Origin of the sequence: Pseudoalteromonas sp. 13-15 (genome assembly GCF_001468205.2) — a bacterium.
Classification (GTDB): Bacteria; Pseudomonadota; Gammaproteobacteria; order Enterobacterales; family Alteromonadaceae; genus Pseudoalteromonas; species Pseudoalteromonas marina.
On the sequence record NZ_CP019162.1, the window covers coordinates 981,584 to 1,001,339 of the forward strand.

The 19,756-nt window shown below is 39.5% G+C and carries 15 protein-coding genes; 6 read left to right on the top strand and 9 right to left on the bottom strand.

The window, feature by feature from the left end; all coding sequences use genetic code 11:
• Window positions 1-45: 45 nt before the first annotated feature.
• Together topA and ATS72_RS04555 are read right to left on the bottom strand one after the other, a co-directional pair.
• Window positions 46-2,754 carry a type I DNA topoisomerase gene (gene topA / locus ATS72_RS04550; RefSeq protein ID WP_010557475.1) on the bottom strand — a complete coding sequence of 903 codons (2,709 nt, stop codon included), beginning with the start codon at window positions 2,752-2,754 and terminating at the stop codon, window positions 46-48.
• 244 nt (window positions 2,755-2,998) lie between these two features.
• The gene (locus ATS72_RS04555) at window positions 2,999-6,349 is read right to left on the bottom strand and encodes an invasin domain 3-containing protein (RefSeq protein WP_058428986.1); all 3,351 of its coding nucleotides are present in this window, start codon (window positions 6,347-6,349) and stop codon (window positions 2,999-3,001) included.
• A 191-nt stretch (window positions 6,350-6,540) separates the two neighbouring features.
• On the opposite strand from ATS72_RS04555, the gene ATS72_RS04560 reads away from it, so the two are divergent.
• Window positions 6,541-7,872 carry a dicarboxylate/amino acid:cation symporter gene (locus ATS72_RS04560; protein WP_008131535.1) on the top strand — a complete coding sequence of 444 codons (1,332 nt, stop codon included), beginning with the start codon at window positions 6,541-6,543 and terminating at the stop codon, window positions 7,870-7,872.
• A 77-nt stretch (window positions 7,873-7,949) separates the two neighbouring features.
• Here the strand turns inward: ATS72_RS04560 and sohB are convergent, their stop codons facing one another.
• Both sohB and ATS72_RS04570 read right to left on the bottom strand, forming a co-directional pair.
• Window positions 7,950-8,966 (bottom strand): protease SohB, encoded by a 1,017-nt coding sequence (sohB, locus tag ATS72_RS04565; RefSeq protein ID WP_058428987.1) that lies wholly within the window; start codon window positions 8,964-8,966, stop codon window positions 7,950-7,952.
• A 102-nt stretch (window positions 8,967-9,068) separates the two neighbouring features.
• The gene (locus ATS72_RS04570) at window positions 9,069-11,498 is read right to left on the bottom strand and encodes a VolA/Pla-1 family phospholipase (protein WP_010557479.1); all 2,430 of its coding nucleotides are present in this window, start codon (window positions 11,496-11,498) and stop codon (window positions 9,069-9,071) included.
• A 206-nt stretch (window positions 11,499-11,704) separates the two neighbouring features.
• Between ATS72_RS04570 and ATS72_RS04575 the strand changes: the two genes are divergently transcribed.
• Window positions 11,705-12,451, top strand: a complete 747-nt coding sequence (locus tag ATS72_RS04575) for a YciK family oxidoreductase (RefSeq protein WP_006792162.1) — start codon at window positions 11,705-11,707, stop codon at window positions 12,449-12,451.
• Window positions 12,452-12,523: 72 nt separating this feature from the next.
• On the opposite strand, the gene rluB is transcribed toward ATS72_RS04575, so the two are convergent.
• The 4 genes from rluB to ATS72_RS04595 form a co-directional block, all read right to left on the bottom strand.
• Window positions 12,524-13,393, bottom strand: coding sequence for a 23S rRNA pseudouridine(2605) synthase RluB (gene rluB, locus ATS72_RS04580; protein ID WP_006792163.1), 870 nt, complete (start codon window positions 13,391-13,393; stop codon window positions 12,524-12,526).
• Window positions 13,390-13,980, bottom strand: coding sequence for an SMC-Scp complex subunit ScpB (gene scpB / locus ATS72_RS04585; protein ID WP_058428988.1), 591 nt, complete (start codon window positions 13,978-13,980; stop codon window positions 13,390-13,392). The genes rluB and scpB overlap by 4 nt, the downstream gene beginning before the upstream one ends.
• 148 nt (window positions 13,981-14,128) lie before the next feature.
• Window positions 14,129-14,650, bottom strand: coding sequence for an EF-hand domain-containing protein (locus ATS72_RS04590; RefSeq protein ID WP_039036865.1), 522 nt, complete (start codon window positions 14,648-14,650; stop codon window positions 14,129-14,131).
• Between the two features lie 219 nt (window positions 14,651-14,869).
• Window positions 14,870-15,301 (bottom strand): hypothetical protein, encoded by a 432-nt coding sequence (locus ATS72_RS04595; RefSeq protein WP_008131524.1) that lies wholly within the window; start codon window positions 15,299-15,301, stop codon window positions 14,870-14,872.
• A gap of 240 nt (window positions 15,302-15,541) precedes the next feature.
• On the opposite strand from ATS72_RS04595, the gene xthA reads away from it, so the two are divergent.
• From xthA to rlmA, 3 genes are read left to right on the top strand one after another with little or no spacing between them, the layout of a single operon-like run.
• Window positions 15,542-16,348: an exodeoxyribonuclease III gene (gene xthA / locus ATS72_RS04600; RefSeq protein ID WP_010557483.1), complete on the top strand. Its 807-nt coding sequence runs from the start codon at window positions 15,542-15,544 to the stop codon at window positions 16,346-16,348.
• A gap of 5 nt (window positions 16,349-16,353) precedes the next feature.
• Window positions 16,354-17,001 (top strand): energy-coupling factor ABC transporter permease, encoded by a 648-nt coding sequence (locus ATS72_RS04605; protein WP_058428989.1) that lies wholly within the window; start codon window positions 16,354-16,356, stop codon window positions 16,999-17,001.
• Complete coding sequence (rlmA, locus tag ATS72_RS04610; protein WP_058428990.1) at window positions 16,998-17,795, top strand: 23S rRNA (guanine(745)-N(1))-methyltransferase; 798 nt, start codon at window positions 16,998-17,000, stop codon at window positions 17,793-17,795. Before ATS72_RS04605 ends, rlmA begins: the two co-directional genes overlap by 4 nt.
• 16 nt (window positions 17,796-17,811) lie before the next feature.
• Here rlmA and yfbV read toward each other — a convergent pair whose 3' ends face one another.
• Window positions 17,812-18,258: a terminus macrodomain insulation protein YfbV gene (gene yfbV / locus ATS72_RS04615; RefSeq protein ID WP_006792170.1), complete on the bottom strand. Its 447-nt coding sequence runs from the start codon at window positions 18,256-18,258 to the stop codon at window positions 17,812-17,814.
• Window positions 18,259-18,540: 282 nt separating this feature from the next.
• On the opposite strand from yfbV, the gene ATS72_RS04620 reads away from it, so the two are divergent.
• Complete coding sequence (locus tag ATS72_RS04620) at window positions 18,541-19,755, top strand: acetate kinase (RefSeq protein WP_058428991.1); 1,215 nt, start codon at window positions 18,541-18,543, stop codon at window positions 19,753-19,755.
• Window position 19,756: the final 1 nt, after the last annotated feature.

Sequence of the window (19,756 nt, forward strand, 5' to 3'; positions counted from 1 at the left end):
CATTCCGGTTTTTTGTAACTATAAGGTGTTAAAAACGCGCTTTAGTTACTTTTCATCTTTTTTTGCTTTTGCTTTAGGTTTTGCTTTAGCAGGGGCTTTTTTAGCAGCAGCTTTCTTTTTAGGTGCTGCTTTTTTCTTGGCTTCTTCTACCCACTTACCTGCTTCATAATGAGCAGTCCAACCAGTTGCTTTGCCGTCTATCTCAGTCATAACATACTGCGCTTTGTTTTTACGACTGTAGCGCACAACAGCAAGATTACCATCTGGGTCTTGACCTGGTGCGTCCGCTAAATAGTAGAATTTAGGGGATATACGATCTCTAAATCGTTTTAACTCTTCAACCTTAGGTGCTCGAGTTTCACGCGATTTAGGGAATGTATTTGCAGCTAAAAATATACCTGCAGCACCATCTCGTAATACAAAATAGGCTTCTGATTTTTCACATTCTAATTCAGGAATATGAACTGGATCTTCTTTAGGCGGTGCAGCTTCACCGTTTTTTAGTAACTTACGTGTATTTTTACACTCTTCGTTATTACAGCCAAAGTACTTACCAAAACGTCCAGATTTAAGTTCCATGTCTGAGCCGCATTTATCACACTCAATAATTGGACCGTCGTAGCCTTTAATCTTAAACGTGCCTTGCTCAACAATATGCCCTTTACACGCTGGGTTGTTACCACATACATGTAACTTGCGGGTCTCATCGATTAAATACGAATCCATCGCTGTTTCACAAACGGGACAGCGCTTCATTTGCATTAATTTTTCTGTTTCTTCGTCTTCAACATCAGCGGCAACCGCTTCATCGCCCGACACTAAATTCATAGTTGTAGTACAACGTTCTTTAGGTGGTAGGTTATAACCCGTACACCCTAAAAACACCCCGGTTGAAGCAGTTCGAATACCCATTTTACGGCTACAGGTAGGACACTCTATATCAGTTTCAACCATTTCATTAAGACGCATACCACCTTGTTCTGGTTCGTCTTTTGCAATGGTTAATTGTGTTGAAAAATCAGCGTAAAACTTATCAAGTACTTGCGTCCATACACGTTCACCTTCTGCTATATCATCTAAACGGCCTTCCATTTTTGCTGTGAAATCAAAGTTCATTAAATCGGTAAAGTTTTCAACCAGACGATCGGTTACAATTTCACCCATTTTTTCAGCAAAGAAACGACGATTTTCTACCCGCACATAGCCACGGTCTTGAATTGTAGAAATGATAGAAGCATAAGTAGATGGACGACCTATTCCTCGTTTTTCTAACTCTTTTACCAAACTTGCCTCACTAAAGCGCGCTGGTGGCTTAGTGAAGTGCTGTTTAGGATCAAGTTCAACAAGTGTTAGTGTTTCTCCCACTGCAACAGCTGGGAGTGATTGATCTTCTTCGTTCTTCTTACGAACAGCTGGTTGCACTTTGGTCCAACCATCAAAACGAAGCACACGCCCTTTTGCCTTAAGCTGAAAATCGTTAGCCGCAACTGTTAAGGTTGTTAAATCGTACTCTGCAGGTACCATTTGGCACGCTACAAATTGACGCCATATTAATTCGTAAAGCTTTTTAGCATCGGCATCTACACCTTCAAGGTGTCCAGACAGCACAGTAACGCTAGAAGGACGAATCGCTTCGTGTGCCTCCTGTGCATTACCTTTAGAGCTGTAGTTAATAGGTTCTTTTGGCAGATATTTTGAGCCAAATTGTTCTGTAACGTATTCACGACACATCTCAACAGCATCTTTCGATAAGTTTGTTGAATCAGTACGCATATAAGTAATGTAACCACCTTCGTACAATCGCTGTGCTAGCATCATGGTCTTTTTAACACCATAACCTAAACGTGTACTGGCAGCTTGCTGCATTGTTGATGTGATTAAAGGTGCACTTGGGCGACTTTTACTCGGTTTTTCTTCAACATTAACAACTTTATATTCTGCACTCTCAAGGCTTTTTACCGCCTCTTTGATCTGTGCTTCATTTACAGGTTTAAATGGCTTGTCTGCTTGTTTAGTGACTTCTAAACGTAGGTCAGACTCGCTATTTTTAACATCTGCATGAATATCCCAGAACTCTTCTGGAATAAACGCTTTTATTTCACGCTCACGCTCTACGAGTAATCGTACTGCAACTGACTGTACTCGCCCTGCAGATAAACCACGCGCTACTTTTGCCCACAGAAGCGGCGATACCATAAAGCCCACAACACGGTCTAAAAAGCGACGAGTTTGCTGAGCAAATACCATGTCAGTATTTAGCTCACCCGGTGTTTCAAACGCTTGCTGAATGGCATTTTTAGTAATTTCGTTAAAAACAACGCGTTTGTATTTTTCTGGTTCGCCACCGATGATTTCTTGAAGGTGCCAAGCAATTGCTTCCCCTTCTCTATCCAAATCCGTTGCGAGGTATATTTGGTCTGCTTTTTCGGCCAGCTTTTGTAATTCTTGAACAACCTTTTCTTTACCCGGTAGGATTTCGTAATGAGGCTGCCAGCCTTTTTCAGGATCAATCCCCATACGTGCAACCAAGTTTGTGTAATCTCGTTGCTGTTTATAAGCTGCTTTCTCATCCGGTGGCATTTTACGCACTTCTGCTGGCGTTTTAGTTGCCGGCACTTTTGCTTTGCTCGAACCTGAGGTAGGTAAGTCTCGTACATGTCCAATACTGGACTTTACGATAAAGTCATTACCTAAGTATTTATTAATTGTTTTAGCCTTAGCAGGTGACTCTACAATTACTAGCGATTTGCCCATAGTTGCCTATTTCTAACCAAATATTGAAAATGTGTTTACCGCATTAGCGGTGCGAATATTTATAGGTATATCTACAAACACTAGTTGTTACAAGCTTTTAATACAAACTTTTCAGTATTTACTGAATAAACGAACAATTTTTGTTGCTAATTTAGACAAACTGGTGTTTTTAGAATAATTGCTGTGGAATATATAGAACACAAAGAAAAATGCCAACCTAAAGGTTGGCATTTTTTACGATAACTTAAACATCATCGAAAATTGTGATGCCTGTCGAGACCGTTTTACTGGCCCCTAGTTGGTTTTCAAATTCAAAAGTAATACTTAAAACCCCACTTGTTTGGTCGTTACCATCAGTCTCTCGTGAAATTAATACATCCGAGTACATCGGTTTATCTGTGTTGGTATTAGGTATTGTTTCACTGTGACTAATAATTGACAGATCGCCATTGCTCGTTGTTAAAGACACTACCGTGTTTGCAGGTAATGGATTACCAAATTCATCTGTGTAGTGAATACGAACAGCCATTGATGTTAAACCAATGTCCACGGTAAGTGTTTCAGGGTCTGTTTCGTCAGGGTCATTAGGATCGAAATCTGGGTTATCGATTTCAACATTGTTGACAGAAAGGTCTATTGCAGCAACATCACAACGCTCAGTTACATCGGACTCTTCTAACTCTACAAAAGTTCTGTTACCAGATACTGAGCTTGAACAATCCGCAGGAACGAATACTTCAAATGGTGCTGGTAATGCATCCGTTTTAACCACAGAGAAACGTACATATGGTTCATCGCCTGACATAACTAACTCAATGTTTTTACGAACCTCAACCAACTCACGTGAACATTCGCCTGCAGCATTTGCAGCTTCGCTACATAATAACCCATTGTATAGGCCGTCAGCGGCATCGTAGATACCGTCGTTGTCTAAGTCACGCCACGTTTCGTTATGGCCACCACGTGAGTTTAACTCTGAACACGCATCTGATACAGGGTCGTAATCATCGCCGCGTGCATCACTACAATCCGCTTTATCAAAGCTGTTATTTTCGTTGTGATCAATAAAGGCTTCTGGTAAATCGTAGCTAGCGTAGTACTCGCCAATATCAAATAAACCATTCGTACGCTTTATATCATCAGTTGATTGCTCATCAACAAAATTCTCTTGACCTTTAGTAACTGCAAGCACACTTACGCGCCCGCCCATTACTACGCCATTTTCGTCATTTTTAGCGCGGGTAATACCATTAATACACGGTGCAGCTGCGCCAAAGTAAGGGTCACAGTTAATTTGGCCTGTTTTAGGATTGATACCCTCAGTTGTAGACGCATTACCGTCGATATCGCCTATTCTGTTGCCCCATTTGTAATCTTCAAATGGGCGGTCACCTTGAGAGCGCCATGTAACAACACAGGTTGCATCAGTTGTTTTACATGTTTCTTCGTTGCTTGAAGAACCAACCACACCGGCTTCTGAAAGCACTGTAGCTTCAACACCGTCACCGTTGTAATTATTAAACTGGTCACCAAAAAATACAGTTAAATCGGTTATGATACCGTTGTAGTAAAGCGAGTTAGTGTTAAATGTTGTTGGGCTTAAATCAAAGCTGTTTTGATCAGTTACACCCGAGGCAAGTGTAAGCTGAGCAGAAACAGAACTAATTTGCTCAGAAAGTGGGATCAGGTTTAATGTACCCTCTGGGCAAATTTCATTGCTAGGATCAGTTTGGCACAATTGGAAGTCATCAACCCAACACGTTAAATCATCACCCTCTGGAAGTGCTTTAACATCGTCTTTAGACACATAACACGCTTTTACAACTAAAGGCCCAGGCACAATACCTGACGTTACTGTCGTTTGTACCAAACCTTCGTTATCTGTGTTGCCACTGGTAAGCGTTAAATTTGCAGCGCCTACCGAATCTGTTAGTTTAAAGTCAATTCGTTGCTGAGAAGACGCTATATTGTCAGCATCTAAAAGTTTAAAAGTAACGATTGATTGAGTTGGAAGGCCACCTTCGCCTGGTGGAAGCGCAATAAATGTTTCGCTTACATCCACAAATTGAATAGACTGTACTGCAGAACTTTCCACGGGTATAACCGTTGATTCAGTAAAGTTTTGTCCGCCTGTTTCAACAGTAATAGTTACATCATCGTCAATGTTACACCCTGTTGCTCTGTAAGTTGCGGTTGCAATACCATTTGACGATTTTACGCTGTCATCAATGACTGACTCACCAGCAATCGCACAGGTAGAGCTAAATTCAACGTCAGTAGCCGTTAAGTATAAATTACCATCTTCGTCTGTAAGCGTTACTTCAATTACAGTACTACCACCTGCTTTAAGTGGTATTACACTACCGTCATCATTGGTGTTCAAGCCGTTATCAACGCTAAGCGTTAAATTTGCAATACCCACAGCAAAGTTTAAAGATGCACTTTCATCGAGAGCCGTTGCCGTAACGGTTCCTGCGCCGCCAGTATTGCCCGGTTGCAGCTTCAATAATGCAATACCAAAGTTATCAGTTAAAGCAGTGCCCGATGAAGGTAAAATTGTACCTAAATTCGTTTCAATATTTACGAGTGCGTTTTTACTGCCTTCGCCACTTTGTTCATTAGTGACTTCTACAAATAGCTCACCCAATTCAGAAGATGAAATACTGTTGGTCACAGTACATCCAGATGCTGCAGATAAAGGGTCTAATTTAACATTGCTTCGGTTATCATCCCAATCAGCATTACAACCTGTTAGTAGTTTAATAGATACCGAAAATTGCGCTTCATCTTGCGCTGCACCATCACCCGATGAGTAAAAGACAGCCGTGTTGCTAACGCTCGTACCACTTGCTGGAGCGTAACTTGCTACAACTTGGCCAGCACCCGTTGCTACACCACTGCCCAATGTGACGCGAGCTTCACCTGAGTCATCAGTAATTGCCGTGCCAAGCTCTGGCGTTATAACGCCCGTAAAATTGGTATTAAAAGAAATGAGTTTATCCGCAACAGCAACACCATCTGATTTAAGTGTAGCAACAACAACACCAACGTTATCCGCAGTTACAGGGTTAGCACTGTTAAATTTATCACCATTTTGGTCAACAATTTGGACTTCTAAAGTTGTTGAGCCACTCACACCCGTGTCGTCACCTTGGCCACCTGTTGATTGAAATGCAAACGTGGCTGTATACGTTTCATCATCGCCATTGTAGGTGGCAGTAACTTCACCAGCGCCTGCCTCAGAGCCTGCACTTAACTCGATTGTTGCTATGCCATCGTTTTGTGTCAGGGCTGAATCAGGGTTTAAAACCCCTATATCGTCAGCCAACGTAAAGGTAATGCGTTTACCAGCAACAACAGCGCCATCATTGTCTTTTAGGGTTGCACGTAAATCTAATGCCGCAGTATTCGTCACGCTATTTGATTTAGTTGCGTCTGCTTGAGAGTACCCTTGTAGCGTTAACGTGTAAGTTGTTGTATCTGTGTCCGTATCAGTGTCACCAACTGTACCGCTTTTTTCAATTGATCCACCGCCACCACAGGCTGTGAGTAATAAACTGAGCAATAAAATGCCGAGTAGTCGCATTAAAGGCATGAACCTCTCCCTAGCGTTGTTATTATTAACAATATGTTGTTTACCTCATATTAACCTATAACTTAGTCTAAAATCACAGTTTTTTATTACTTTTTTGTACAAAAATATTTCGTGTAAATACTAATTTTTTCTGTAGTAAATAATTTCTTACTGGTAGTCTATGGCAAATTTATAAAAAGTAGATTCGGTGTATGTCAAAAATCGGTACGTTAAGTTTAACTACTCGCATCATGATTGGTATGGTGCTTGGTGTTACAGTTGGTTTTATATTTCAAGCAATCTTAGCTGGTCAAGACGATTATCTAATCCCTCTTGGATTATTCTCTTTGCCAATTAAAGCCTTTTTTGTTGACGGCATTTTTCATGTGGGTGGGCAAATTTTTATTGCCAGCCTAAAAATGCTCGTTGTTCCTCTTGTTTTTGTGTCCTTGGTATGTGGTACCTGCAGCTTAAGTGACCCTAAAAAATTAGGCCGATTAGGTGGAAAATCGATTGGCTTGTATTTGATTACAACTGCAATCGCTATAACGGTGGCTATGACTCTTGCCTTATTATTTAACCCAGGTGAAGGCATTGGCTTGCCATCTCAAGCAAGTTACGATGCGAAGGAAGCTCCGACCCTCGCTCGTGTTATTATTGATATGTTTCCAACCAACCCGTTTGAAGCAATGGCAAAAGGCAACATGTTACAAGTGATTGTATTTGCATTACTATTTGGTATTGCTATGGCTTTAAGTGGCTCAGCAGGTAAACGTGTTGCAGCCGTTTTTGAAGATTTAAACACCGTTATCTTAAAGTTAGTAACGTTACTAATGAACATTGCCCCTTACGGTGTGTTCTTTTTAATGGCCAAACTATTTACTACGATTGAACTTAATTTGATTGTAAGCTTAGCTAAATACTTTGGTGTTGTTGTATTAGCGCTATTGTTTCATGCCTTTGTAAACTACACCTTATTATTAAAGCTCTTAACCGGCTTAAACCCTGCCACTTTCTTAGCAAAAATGAAACACACGTGTTTATTTGCCTTTAGTACATCAAGCTCTAGTGCAACCATGCCAATAACACTTGAAACTGCAACTAAAAAGTTAGGTGCTAGTAATTCTGTCGCATCATTTACTATTCCGCTCGGTGCGACTATTAACATGGACGGCACTGCAATCATGCAAGGTGTTGCTACGGTATTTATTGCACAGGTTTTTGCAGTTGATTTAACAGTATCGGATTACTTAATGGTAATATTAACAGCTACGCTTGCGTCTGTAGGAACGGCGGGTGTACCAGGCGTTGGTTTAATTATGCTAGCAATGGTGCTTAACCAAGTTGGTTTACCGGTAGAAGGAATCGCCATAATTATTGGTGTAGACAGACTATTAGATATGACTCGTACTGCTGTAAATGTTACAGGCGACTGTATGGTTACTTGCGCGGTTGCTAAAAGCGAAGGTGAGTTAGATGAAGCTATATTTAACGACCCTAACGCTGCAAAAGATTTAGAGGATTACCATAAGTCGATTGACTAATGGCCATGCAGTTTTAAAGCTATAAAAAAACCCTGATAGTTATCAGGGTTTTTTATGCGTAACACTTTATGCCGTACTTAAGGATTTAGTGATTTAAACTTAGACAGCAAGTTTATGCCTATTTTATTAACGCCACTACTTAATCCAAGCGCAAATTTATCGCTTAGTCCTTTTTTTACTTTGTATTTTATTTTGTATATTTGACGTTCGCTTTGCTGTTCAAGTAATGCATCGTCGCTTGTTTTAATTACGTCAACTAATCCTTTTTCTATTGCTTGCGTTGCAAACCAATGTTCACCCGTTGCAACTTGGTCTATATTTAAACTTGGGCGCTGTGAACTGACAAACGTTTTAAATAAATCATGAGTTTGTTCAATTTCATCTCTAAATTTTTCACGCGCTTTGTCTGTGTTTTCACCAAACAAGGTCAAGGTTCGTTTGAATTCTCCTGCGGTAATTTGTTCAAACTCAACATCATTCTTTTTCAAGATTTTATTAAAATTTGGAATTTGTGCTATCACACCAATTGAGCCAACTATTGCGAAAGGCGCTGCCAATATTTCATCAGCTACACAAGCCATCATGTAACCACCACTCGCTGCTACCTTATCGATTGACACACTCAGTGGTATACCTGCCGATTTAATGCGTTGCAATTGCGATGCAGCAAGCCCATAGCCATGGACTACCCCACCACCACTTTCTAAGCGAATGAGGACTTTATCTTTTTTAGGGTCTGCAATTGAAATAATTGCCGTAATTTCTTCTCTTAAACTTTCAACTTCATGTGCATCCATGCTGCCAATAAAATCAACAACATAAAGGCGAGGTTTTGAGCCTTCTTTATCTGACTTTTTGTCGAGCGCTTTTCGCTCTTTATCGTGCGCTTTAAGTTCTTTTTTACTTAATGTATTTAGTAAAAAATCCTCTTTAAGCTCACTCAACTGAGCCGACACATCATCAATTTGTATTTCACCCTTTTTTGCTTTTGGCTTCACAGCAGCGCCAACAAGCATCATTAAAATAACTCCTATCGCAATAACAAAGGTAACTGTTTTGGCGAAAAACAAACCGTACTCGTATAAAAATTCCAACTGGTTTCTCCGATTTTAAATTTACGCTAATTTATCATGCTTTTAAGCAAAAAAAAGCCACTTTAAAGTGGCTTTGTACTAGATATATTTTAGAGTGTATATTTAATCAGTAACAACATCACTGTTTGTTACTAATAACATACGACCGCGCGTTGCTAAATAAACAGCAACTTGCATTTGCATTTCAGCATTTGCAGCAGCACTCCCCTCTACAGTAGAAGACTGAGCAGCATCTTGAGCAGGTGTTAAAATAGAACCATGATGACCCTTAGAAAATTTAACTAAGTAGCTAGCCGGTGCTTCTGTCATTGCTTGCGTTGTACTTACCGTTTCTAATCCCATAAAGTTAGCAAGTGGAATTGTACCAGAAATAGGATTGTTAGCTGCCATTGGTGGAATAACTTGATCTGGCTTGTTTTCACCGCCGTCGCCCACTACAACATTCGTATAAACAGGTGTACCTAACGCTTGTACCGCCGCTGCGTAATTAGTTGGATCGCCACTGTCTAATGCTGTTTGAGAAGCAAACGCAAACTGCGTAAACACGCCTTGGATATTAGTAAGCTTAGCTGTTTCGCCTGCAGTTGTTATAGAAGTAATATACTCGTTATAACCACACGTTAAATATGCTTCCATATCTGGCAACTCAGCACCACAGTTAGAAACAGCATCACCTTGCAAGAAGGCGTTAAATTCATCAGCTTCAGTCGTACCAGCTTGAGAAAGTACAGAGCCTTGGATAAACGGACCAAATGCTGCTGATTCTAATAAGAAGCTAGCTATACCACCGCCGCCACTTGCCAGAGCCACTGTATTTACATTAAATAATGGGTCAACAGTAGGCGCTAATGGATTATTAGCCTGTGCAATAAATGCAGGAGCAACAATAGAACCCAATGAATGCCCTATGTATGTTACATCTTGGCTGTTAATAGTTGCATCTTGTAAAAAGTTTAAGCCTAAACGTAAACCTAATAAATCAGCTGCTGATTGGCGTAAGCTATCACGTGCAACTAATAAAGAGCTTAAATTCATGTAGCTAAGTACTGAACCGGTCGTTGCATTAAAGTCATCGTTGCCGTCACCGTCTACATCAACACCACGTTCACCATGACGAGGGTGGTCTATTGCAACCGTTGCAAAACCTTGAATTGAAAGTTGAGCCGTTAGTGCAAGCATACTCTCTTTATTAGTTGTAATACCGTGCTGCATCATAACAACAGGCCAACCGCCTTCAGGCATCTCAATTGCTGGCAACTGTAACTGTGCACGTACACCGTTAATGATTGGTAAAATTGGTTTTGTCACCTGTACTGGTACGTTAGCCATACTTTGTACTTTAGGGATTGAGTTATATTTTGTTAAATGACGTGTGCTGTCGATACCTAGGTCACGTAACTGTCCACCACTAAGCGCTGAACATAACCCATCATTTTCACTGATAGGATCAGTTGGGAATGCATCACCTGCAACTGCTTTGTAACCTTGAAGTGCTACAGCGTTATCACACATACCTTGCCAGTATGTATCGTTTAAATCGCTAATATCTGTACCAGTTGGCGTACCAAGATACATAGGTAACATAATGCTACCTTTTTGGTATTGAACGCCTGAAAACGCAGCAGATACTGTTACACCCTGAGATGCAAACACTTGTTGCACATTGACCATAGGTTGTTCAGGTACTTGCAATGCTGGTGTAGGCAAAGCATCGTTTTGTAAACTTGCAGCCAATAAGTTTTTAATTGTGCCAAGTACTGGACCCGCTGACTGAATCGTCATCGCGCCAGAAAAAATAATATCTTCCTTTGAAATATCACCAGAGCTCACAACTACGTTCTCGTAACTATTAACTGCACCTTGTAATGCAAGTTGAGAATCAGTAATTAATGGCGCTTCTTGCTTAACTAAGCCATAAGTAGATGACGGCGCAATAGAACGCCCCATAGAATCTTTAAGGCCTGTGGTTAATACATTAATGTACGAACTACCTGCTTTAAAAGGCTTTAGAGGAATAATAGCGACGGCATTTCCTGAAGCTTGAGTAACAAAGTCAACACCGAATGTTAATTCGCCAACAAGCTTACAAGCTGCACCAGCTGGAGCAACAGAACATTCTGCATCTGTCAGACTTGCGCCCATTATTACTTCAAAAATTCTTACGCTACCAGGTGTTCCAGCTGACGCTTCGTCAAGTGAAACATTTGGTGGAAATGTCAAATCAACTTTATAAGGAACTTGAGACGACCAGCCGTCCAGTGCGCCTAATGCTAACTGAGGATCAGCATATGCAGCACGCGGGATAGATACATTGTCGTCATCTAATTCACCTGGAATATTTAAAGTACCATCTTGGGTACCGCTCATTAATAAATCATTGGGAACAGAAATTACACCGTTAGCAGGGTCAAAGCTAACCGTGGCCATAGGTACAACTGTAGCGGTTTCATTCTTAACATCTTCTAACGTTTCTCCGCCGCCACAACCTGCTAAAGCAGCAGTGACCGAGAGTGAAAGTAGCATTTTCTTCATATTGGTGACTCCGAACATATTTTATTTTTATAGTGTGTTTAATCAGTGTATCAAGTTAAAACAATGTAATCAGATTATTAATGAGACATTAGACCAGTTAAACTTAACGTAAAGTTTCTTTTTTCGCCACCTAATTTTTCAATAAATTCGATTACTTGTCGAATTGCTATGTTAAAATCAGAAAAAATCTATCAATCGGTACTTTTATGCACACTTATCAAGCAGCTGAAAATGCATTAAACGATAAAGTTATTTTAATCACTGGCGCAGGCGATGGTATTGGCCGAGTAGCAGCCATTACTTATGCAAAGCATGGTGCGACTGTCATTTTATTAGGTAAAACAACAAATAAACTTGAATGCGTATACGATGAAATTGTGAATGCAGGTTACCCAAAACCTGCGATTGTGCCAATGGATTTAAAAGGCGCAACAAAACAAAATTATCGTGATCTTGCTGCAACTATTGAGAATCAGTTTGGTCGTTTAGACGGACTTTTAAATAATGCTGGCATATTAGGCTCTCTAGGGCCACTAGAACATTTTTGTTCATCTACGTTTGAGAACATCATGAAAGTTAACGTGACAGCTCAAGCAATGATCACCAAAGCATTATTCCCCGTGATGCGTAAATCAGACAATGCTTCTATTGTTTTCACTTCATCTGGTGTTGGTCGTAAAGGCCGTGAGTTTTGGGGACCCTATGCCATCTCTAAGTTTGCAGTTGAAGGTATGATGCAAACGTGGGCTTGTGAAGTAGGTAAAACCAACATTCGCGTAAACTGTATTAATCCAGGTGCTACACGCACATCTATGCGCGCATCGGCATACCCTGGCGAAGATAGAGATAAGTTGGCAACACCTGAAAGCATTATGCCGACCTATTTATATTTAATGAGTGATGATTCAATTGCAGTCAATGGCGAGTCATTAGACGCACAAATAAAAAAGTAACAGCTGTTTACTTTTATTAACCTCAATAAAAAAGCCGCAAATAATGCGGCTTTTATACAAAACGTCAAAATATCACTTACGCTTAGTCGACTTAACACGTTGGTTGTGCTTTTTAACCGCTTTACGAATTTGATTAATTTTAGCGCGTTTATCTTTGCGTTTTTCAGGCATAACTGAAAGTTTAGTTTGCGTTTCACGACCTAACTTAACCGTTTTACGCAAGTAGTTAACGGTTTCTAAGTCGTATTCAACCCAACCACCTTGTGGCACACGCTTATCTAGCTCTAGCTTACCGTAACGAATACGGATAAGACGCGACACTTCAACGTCTTGAGATTGCCATAAACGACGAACTTCGCGGTTGCGCCCTTCGTTTAATGTCACATTAAACCAGCGGTTAATTCCTTCACCACCTAGCGGTTTTATATTTGTGAATTTTGCTGGACCATCTTCAAGCTCAACACCACGCATCAGGTTTTTAAGTGTCTCGTTTGTTACTTCACCAAACACACGCGAAGAATATTCACGCTCTACTTCATAACTTGGGTGCATTAAACGATTGGCTAATTCACCATCGTTGGTAAACAACATTAAGCCTGACGTATTCACATCCAGTCGGCCTACAGCTATCCAACGATCGCCATCAATACGAGGAAGTCTGTCAAATACAGTACGACGACCTTCTGGGTCTTTACGTGTACTCAACTCTCCCTCGGGTTTGTTGTACATAATTACACGGCAAATTCTGTCAGCTTTTTCTTCAATTTTTACGGTATGACCGTCAACACGAATTAAATCGGTTTCTTCAACGCGGTCACCGAGTTTAGCTACTTTGCCATTAACACTAACACGGTTAGCGTCAATGTATTTTTCCATTTCACGACGCGAGCCTACACCAGCTCTGGCTAGGACTTTTTGTAACTTTTCACCTTGTATATTCATTCGGATGGTTCTCTCACAGAAGGATCACTTAATAACTGGTTTATTTTACTTTCTTGTTGCGCAGGTAACGCAGGTAAGTTTTCTAAACCCGTTAATGAAAAATAATCTAAAAATTGTTTAGTAGTGGCGTATAAAGCGGGCTTACCCGGTACTTCTTTGTGCCCTACCACTTTCACCCACTCTCTTTCGAGTAAGGTTTTAATTATATTCGAACCCGTTGTTACACCTCTTACTTGCTCTATTTCACCACGCGTAATGGGTTGACGATAAGCAATAAGTGATAATGTTTCCAATAAAGCACGTGAGTATTTAGGAGCTCGTTCTTGCCATAGGTTACTCAACCAAGGGCTCAAACTACTACACGCCTGAAATCGATAACCACTACCAACTTCAACAAGGCGAATACCACGGGTTTGAAAGTGTGTTTGTATTGTTTCTATAGCATCGTTTACACGTGACATAGAAATTGCAATATCCACTAAAACAGTGTCTTTAATATGGCGTTTACTTATGGGTTTGTCTGCAACAAAAATCGCAGCCTCAATGATTTCAACCAACTGCTCATCACTAATTCGCCGCCCAGCCATATACACTCTTAATAAATAAAAATACACAGCCATCTATTATGACAGAACAACCACTAACTAGGAAAATATATCTGGCAATTATCTAAAATTAGCCATAAAAAAAGCCAGTTAAAATAACTGGCTTTGATTTTTATGTTCTGAATTTTAATTAGCTGTGTTTAATTGACTCTAACGCTTCGTCTTCAGCTACAGATTTACCATATTTATTTATGTAGCCCATAAACTCATTTTTACTAATTCGCTTGTCTTCGTTTTTGTCCATATAACCAAAGTGATTTGAAATATCGTCGTCATTGCCTTCAACAACTGATATGTAACCATTACTATCGTTATCTAAACTGGCAAAACTACTTTCAATTTTGTCAAATTTTGCAATTTCAGCTTTAAAGGCTGATTCACTTACATCACTATCGGTTGCAACCTTGCCAGTGTTTAACTGCATGTAAGCATTAAATTCTTTACGACTAATTTCTTCATCCATATTGGTGTCGATATTTGAAAAGTGACCCCAAATATTATCGTCGTCAGCTTCAACTTTTGAAATAAAACCATCACTGTCGTTGTCTAGGCTTGCAAAGTCGCTGTCTATTTTATCAAGACCTTGATTAGATGCGCAGGCTGCTAAACTTAATGTTGCTAGAATAGTTGTTGCTAATGTTAACTTTTTCATAAGACGTGTCCTTCGTTGTTAATAAATGTCACAACAACTAATACAAGTCTGGTGCCAAAATAAAATAAATATAAATTTCAGTATTTTACAGAAATCCTGTGTATTATTTATTCTATTTTCAATACGTTAGCCTTGAAACCTTTTCAACCAACCTTGTAAATTTTGCAAAAAAAAAGCCCAGCTTTAAAAGCTGGGCTCTCATTAATTTTGTTGTGCTAATTAAATTGCAGCGTTTTGATAACGCTTAACAAAGTCAGTAACTTTCTGACCGTTACATTTAAGCGAGTTTAAGTTACCGATTTTTTGGCGTACTGGCGCTAAACCTTGCTTTAATGCAGTCATACATAATTGAGTTTCTTGTTGAGCATCTTTAGCAAACACTTCTACTTTGTTTTCAGTTATGTTGTTTGTTGAATCTTTCTTTGCAATATCACGAATATCTTGGCCGTTACACATGATGCTTTGTGAGAAGCGTGATAAGTATACATTGTGCTTAGCTGCTAATTTACGTGCCGCAGAAAAACCTTCGTTTGCGCTTAATACACACAGCTTAGACTCAATTGAGCTGTCTTGGCTGAAGTAAGTGTTACTTTGAGCTGAAACAGAAGAAGATGCTAATAATGTTGCCGCTAAAAATAATTGTGCTTTCATGAGAGATCCTATGTGAACGAGTTTGCCAATGAATTTGCGCGCATTATATAGCCAATTTTAAGCAGATCAATTGAATTTTTTATTTATTTTATAAATTAATACAACATTAACAATGTTTAAACTTTCACCAGCATTTGATCAACATTTGCGCAGCTATTTTGTCATTTCAGACATGTTATGTAAGCTAAATTACTGATACAATTTGCTATCAAAATGAGAACAAATTTAAAGGTAAATCGAATGAAAGTGATTTCTTTCAATATCAATGGTCTGCGTGCTCGTCTTCACCAATTACAAGCTGTTATTGATAAACATCAACCAGACGTAATTGGCTTGCAAGAGATTAAAGTTCATGATGAAGCGTTTCCATTAGACGATGTTCAAAAAATGGGGTACCACGTCTACTTTCACGGTCAAAAAGCACATTACGGCGTAGCTATGTTATGCAAAAAAGAGCCAAAATCGGTCTTAAAAGGGTTTGCTACCGACACAGAAGAGTCGCAAAAACGCATGATCAGTGTCACTATTGAACAAGATAACGGCCGCGACATTACCGTTATGAATGGTTATTTCCCGCAAGGCGATAACATCAATCACGAAACTAAATTCCCCTATAAACGTCAATTTTATAAAGATTTGATGACACATCTAGATACAAACCTCACTCCCGATCAGGATGTAGTTGTTATGGGCGACATAAATATATCACCTACAGATTTAGACATAGGTATTGGTGAGGTCAACGCTAAACGCTGGCTAAAAACAGGTAAGTGCTCTTTCCAGCCAGAGGAGCGTCAATGGCTATCAACACTTTTAGATTGGGGATTTAAAGATACCTTCAGAGAACTCTATCCTGATGTTAACGATCAATACTCATGGTTTGATTACCGCTCTAAAGGCTTTTTAGATAATCGCGGCCTGCGAATTGATGTTGTACTTGCAACTCAATCACTTGCTGAGCGTTGTATTGAGTCAGGAATTGATTATGAGCTGCGCGCAATTGAAAAACCATCAGATCATGCGCCAATTTGGTCAACGTTCAAGTAGCTATAATGTTAAACACTGAAATACAAGGGCTGATGTGGGTCCTTGTACTTGCTATTGCGATTTTTAGTTTTGACAAAAACACCTATAAATCGCTTTATAAAACATCTGCTAGGCAAACAGGTGTATTAGCCTGTGCGCTTGTATTTGCACTACTGTGGCGTATTAAAGCCGGTATTTTAACTGGCCTTGACCTGCACATACTTGGTATTACTGCAGCCACCTTAATATTAGGCTGGCGGCTAACCATTTTGAGTAGCCTACTGGCAAGTGCCTTGTTGTTTTCATTTGAGCAGGTTAGTTTTAACCTTTTACCTGTACAGATACTTATTGGCGCTTTTATTCCCATATTATTGAGTTATTTAAGTTTTGTTGTGTGCTATCACTATTTACCTAAGCATTTTTTTGTTTATATATTTGTTTGTGCCTTCATAACAGCTGGGTTTATAGCGTGCATAAAGATATCTTTAGGTGCCCTCTTTTACTTCTCTTTAGGTGAGTATAATTGGCAAGAACTTGCCGACAATTACGTTTATTTAAGTGCTATAATTTGGTTTCCAGAAGCCATGTTGAACGGAATGGCCATCACCATTTTAATTACATACCGTCCCCACTGGGTTAAAACTTTTTACGACAAGGATTACCTAGACTCATGAGTCTTGAATATCAATGCCCTTTATGTAGCAAATCGCTAGCAAAAACTCAAAATACACTGCGTTGTGAAAGCAACCACAGTTTTGATTTTGCCAAAGAAGGCTACGTTAACTTACTGCCTGTTCAAAACAAAAACTCTAAACAACCTGGTGACTCGCTTGAAATGGTACAAGCAAGGCGCACATTTTTAGAGCAAGGTTTTTATGCATTCTTACAACAAGCACTTAGCGATATAACAAGTACTATAAAAGGTAATAATATTATTGATTTAGGGTGCGGTGAAGGGTTTTACACCCACGCTATTGCTAATAATACTCAGGCGCAAGTTTATGGTGTAGATATTTCAAAGTCAGCTATAAAATACGCCGCTAAACGTTACCCCAACTGCAGCTTTAGCGTTGCCTCAATCAGTCAAGCCCCTTTTAAAGAAGGGTTTGCTGATATTCTTATAAGTGTATTTGCACCTTTATTTACTAAAGAGCTTGATAGACTCGCTAAACCTAATGCTACGCTTGTCGTGGCCAGCCCAGGGCCATGGCATTTAAAAGAGTTAAAAGCTTATATTTACCAATCAGTAAGCGAGCATACGAAAGTAGATGTGCCTGAAGGTTTTACAGAAACTCACCAAGATTTAATCACTCAACAGGTAACACTGAGTATTAACGATGTTAGAAACCTGATAATGATGACACCGTTTGCGTGGAAATTTAGACCTGAGCACTGGGAAACACTAGAAGAGAAAGGTGAACACCATGTCACCTTGTCGTTTTATATAACGCAATTTCAAAAAGCGTGATTGTTGAAAGCGTTTATTAAAACTGTTCTTTAGTGAACGCTTTATCCATTTTTTCAAACATATCTTTAAGTAAAGTTGCAAGCTCCAAATACCGGGGCTTTTTTTCACTTAACTTAGCTTGATAACCATTAGCAACCATTTTTGTATGCAGCTCTTTGTACCAACTTAGCATGGCTGGGTCTAATGGGGTTTGTGCTCGTTTACCCAACCACAATAAACCTTGTAGAGGTAAAGATAAAAAAAACAATGCACTGGCAATCGCTTGTGGTAAAAAATCAGGACCAAGGTAGTTGAGTTGAAAAAATAATGTCAACATAGCAAGAATGGGCATAACAGTAATGGCAAGTTCTGTTGCTCTAATTACCCGAAACTCACTAAACAATGGAGCTAACTCTTTTCGCATTGGCCATTGTTTTGCGTACTGCCTACCAATTTGAACTTGTGACATCACACTTTTTTGCATCATGACTCCTCACAATTACTAAATTCAATATATTAATTAGCTCGTATTTTACAAAGTGTAACACAAATATAGCGGGTTTCACTTAATGTGTAAAAGTGCTTAATTTTGCTGTTAAATTGTGCAAAATACTAAACTAAATACATCAAATAGTTTAAAATATAAAACTTATTCATGGGTCTAACGACCTTGTTTATAATATCTTTAGCCTTTTAATTAAGACCTGAGTGTAACAGTAAATAATTAATGTTCACTTACTAAACTTTATTTATGGAAATTATATCTATGCCAACACCCGCTCCTAAGTCACAACATGTTTTAGTATTAAACTGTGGTAGCTCAAGTTTAAAGTTTGCCATTATTGATGCAAACACCGGCCATGAAATTATATCGGGCTTAGCAGAGCGACTAGGTGCAGCAACTCCGTCGGTAAAGTATAAATACAAAGGTGATAAAAAACTTATTGATTTAGCACCAGAGCAAGCTCACGCTGAGGCTATTAATACGCTAGTAACGTTAATAAAAGATCATAAGCTAGATGAACAGCTAATTGCTGTTGGTCATCGTGTTGTTCACGGTGGCGAGCACTTTACCAAATCAGTATTAATTAATGATCAAGTTATTGAAAGCATAACCCAGGCTGCAACACTTGCACCGCTTCATGGTCATGCCAACTTGCTGGGTATATCTTCAGCGCAAGACTCGTTTAAAGGCTTACCTCAAATTGCCGTATTCGATACGGCTTTTCACCAAACTATGGATAAGGTCGCATACCTTTATGCGCTACCTTACAATTTATATACCGAGTTTGGTGTTAGACGTTATGGCTTTCATGGTACGAGCCATTTTTATGTTGCCGGGCAAACAGCAAAACTACTTAACCAACCTATTGAAAAAAGTAATTTTATTAGTGCTCATTTGGGGAATGGCTGTTCTGTATGTGCGATTAAAAATGGTAAGAGTGTCGATACAAGTATGGGCCTTACGCCACTTGAAGGGTTAGTAATGGGTACTCGCAGTGGCGATATTGATCCAGGTTTATTTAACTTTTTAACGACACAACTTGATTATAGTGCGCAACAAATAGATGACTTACTCAATCAAAAAAGTGGTTTGTTAGGCATTAGTGAGCTTTCAAACGATTGCCGTACTATTGAAGAAGCTGCTACAGCGGGAAATCAACAAGCAGCATTAGCACTCGATATGTTTTGCTATCGTTTATCTAAGCAAATTGCATCGTACATGGTGCCTTTACAGCGTCTTGATGCGCTTATTTTCACCGGCGGTATTGGAGAAAACTCAGATATCATCCGTAAAAAAGTGATCACTCAACTTGGATTTTTAGGTATGGAATGTGACACGCAAGCAAATTTAGATGCTCGTTTTGGTCAACAAGGTGTAATTAGCACTGAGCAATCTCGTATCAAAACTGTCGTCATGCCAACGAATGAAGAATGGGTTATCGCCCTCGACTCTGCAAATATTGTTAAGGAGCTATGAT

Excerpts from the sequence above, each read along its gene's own strand:
- ATS72_RS04605 (WP_058428989.1), top strand. The coding sequence starts at position 16,354 with ATGTTAAACACTGAAATACAAGGGCTGATGTGGGTCCTTGTACTTGCT.
- ATS72_RS04595 (WP_008131524.1), bottom strand. The coding sequence starts at position 15,301 with ATGAAAGCACAATTATTTTTAGCGGCAACATTATTAGCATCTTCTTCT.
- ATS72_RS04620 (WP_058428991.1), top strand. The coding sequence starts at position 18,541 with ATGCCAACACCCGCTCCTAAGTCACAACATGTTTTAGTATTAAACTGT.
- rluB (WP_006792163.1), bottom strand. The coding sequence starts at position 13,393 with ATGAATATACAAGGTGAAAAGTTACAAAAAGTCCTAGCCAGAGCTGGT.
- topA (WP_010557475.1), bottom strand. The coding sequence starts at position 2,754 with ATGGGCAAATCGCTAGTAATTGTAGAGTCACCTGCTAAGGCTAAAACA.
- ATS72_RS04575 (WP_006792162.1), top strand. The coding sequence starts at position 11,705 with ATGCACACTTATCAAGCAGCTGAAAATGCATTAAACGATAAAGTTATT.
- ATS72_RS04555 (WP_058428986.1), bottom strand. The coding sequence starts at position 6,349 with ATGCCTTTAATGCGACTACTCGGCATTTTATTGCTCAGTTTATTACTC.
- ATS72_RS04560 (WP_008131535.1), top strand. The coding sequence starts at position 6,541 with ATGTCAAAAATCGGTACGTTAAGTTTAACTACTCGCATCATGATTGGT.
- ATS72_RS04570 (WP_010557479.1), bottom strand. The coding sequence starts at position 11,498 with ATGAAGAAAATGCTACTTTCACTCTCGGTCACTGCTGCTTTAGCAGGT.
- yfbV (WP_006792170.1), bottom strand. The coding sequence starts at position 18,258 with ATGCAAAAAAGTGTGATGTCACAAGTTCAAATTGGTAGGCAGTACGCA.
- ATS72_RS04590 (WP_039036865.1), bottom strand. The coding sequence starts at position 14,650 with ATGAAAAAGTTAACATTAGCAACAACTATTCTAGCAACATTAAGTTTA.
- rlmA (WP_058428990.1), top strand. The coding sequence starts at position 16,998 with ATGAGTCTTGAATATCAATGCCCTTTATGTAGCAAATCGCTAGCAAAA.
- xthA (WP_010557483.1), top strand. The coding sequence starts at position 15,542 with ATGAAAGTGATTTCTTTCAATATCAATGGTCTGCGTGCTCGTCTTCAC.
- scpB (WP_058428988.1), bottom strand. The coding sequence starts at position 13,980 with ATGGCTGGGCGGCGAATTAGTGATGAGCAGTTGGTTGAAATCATTGAG.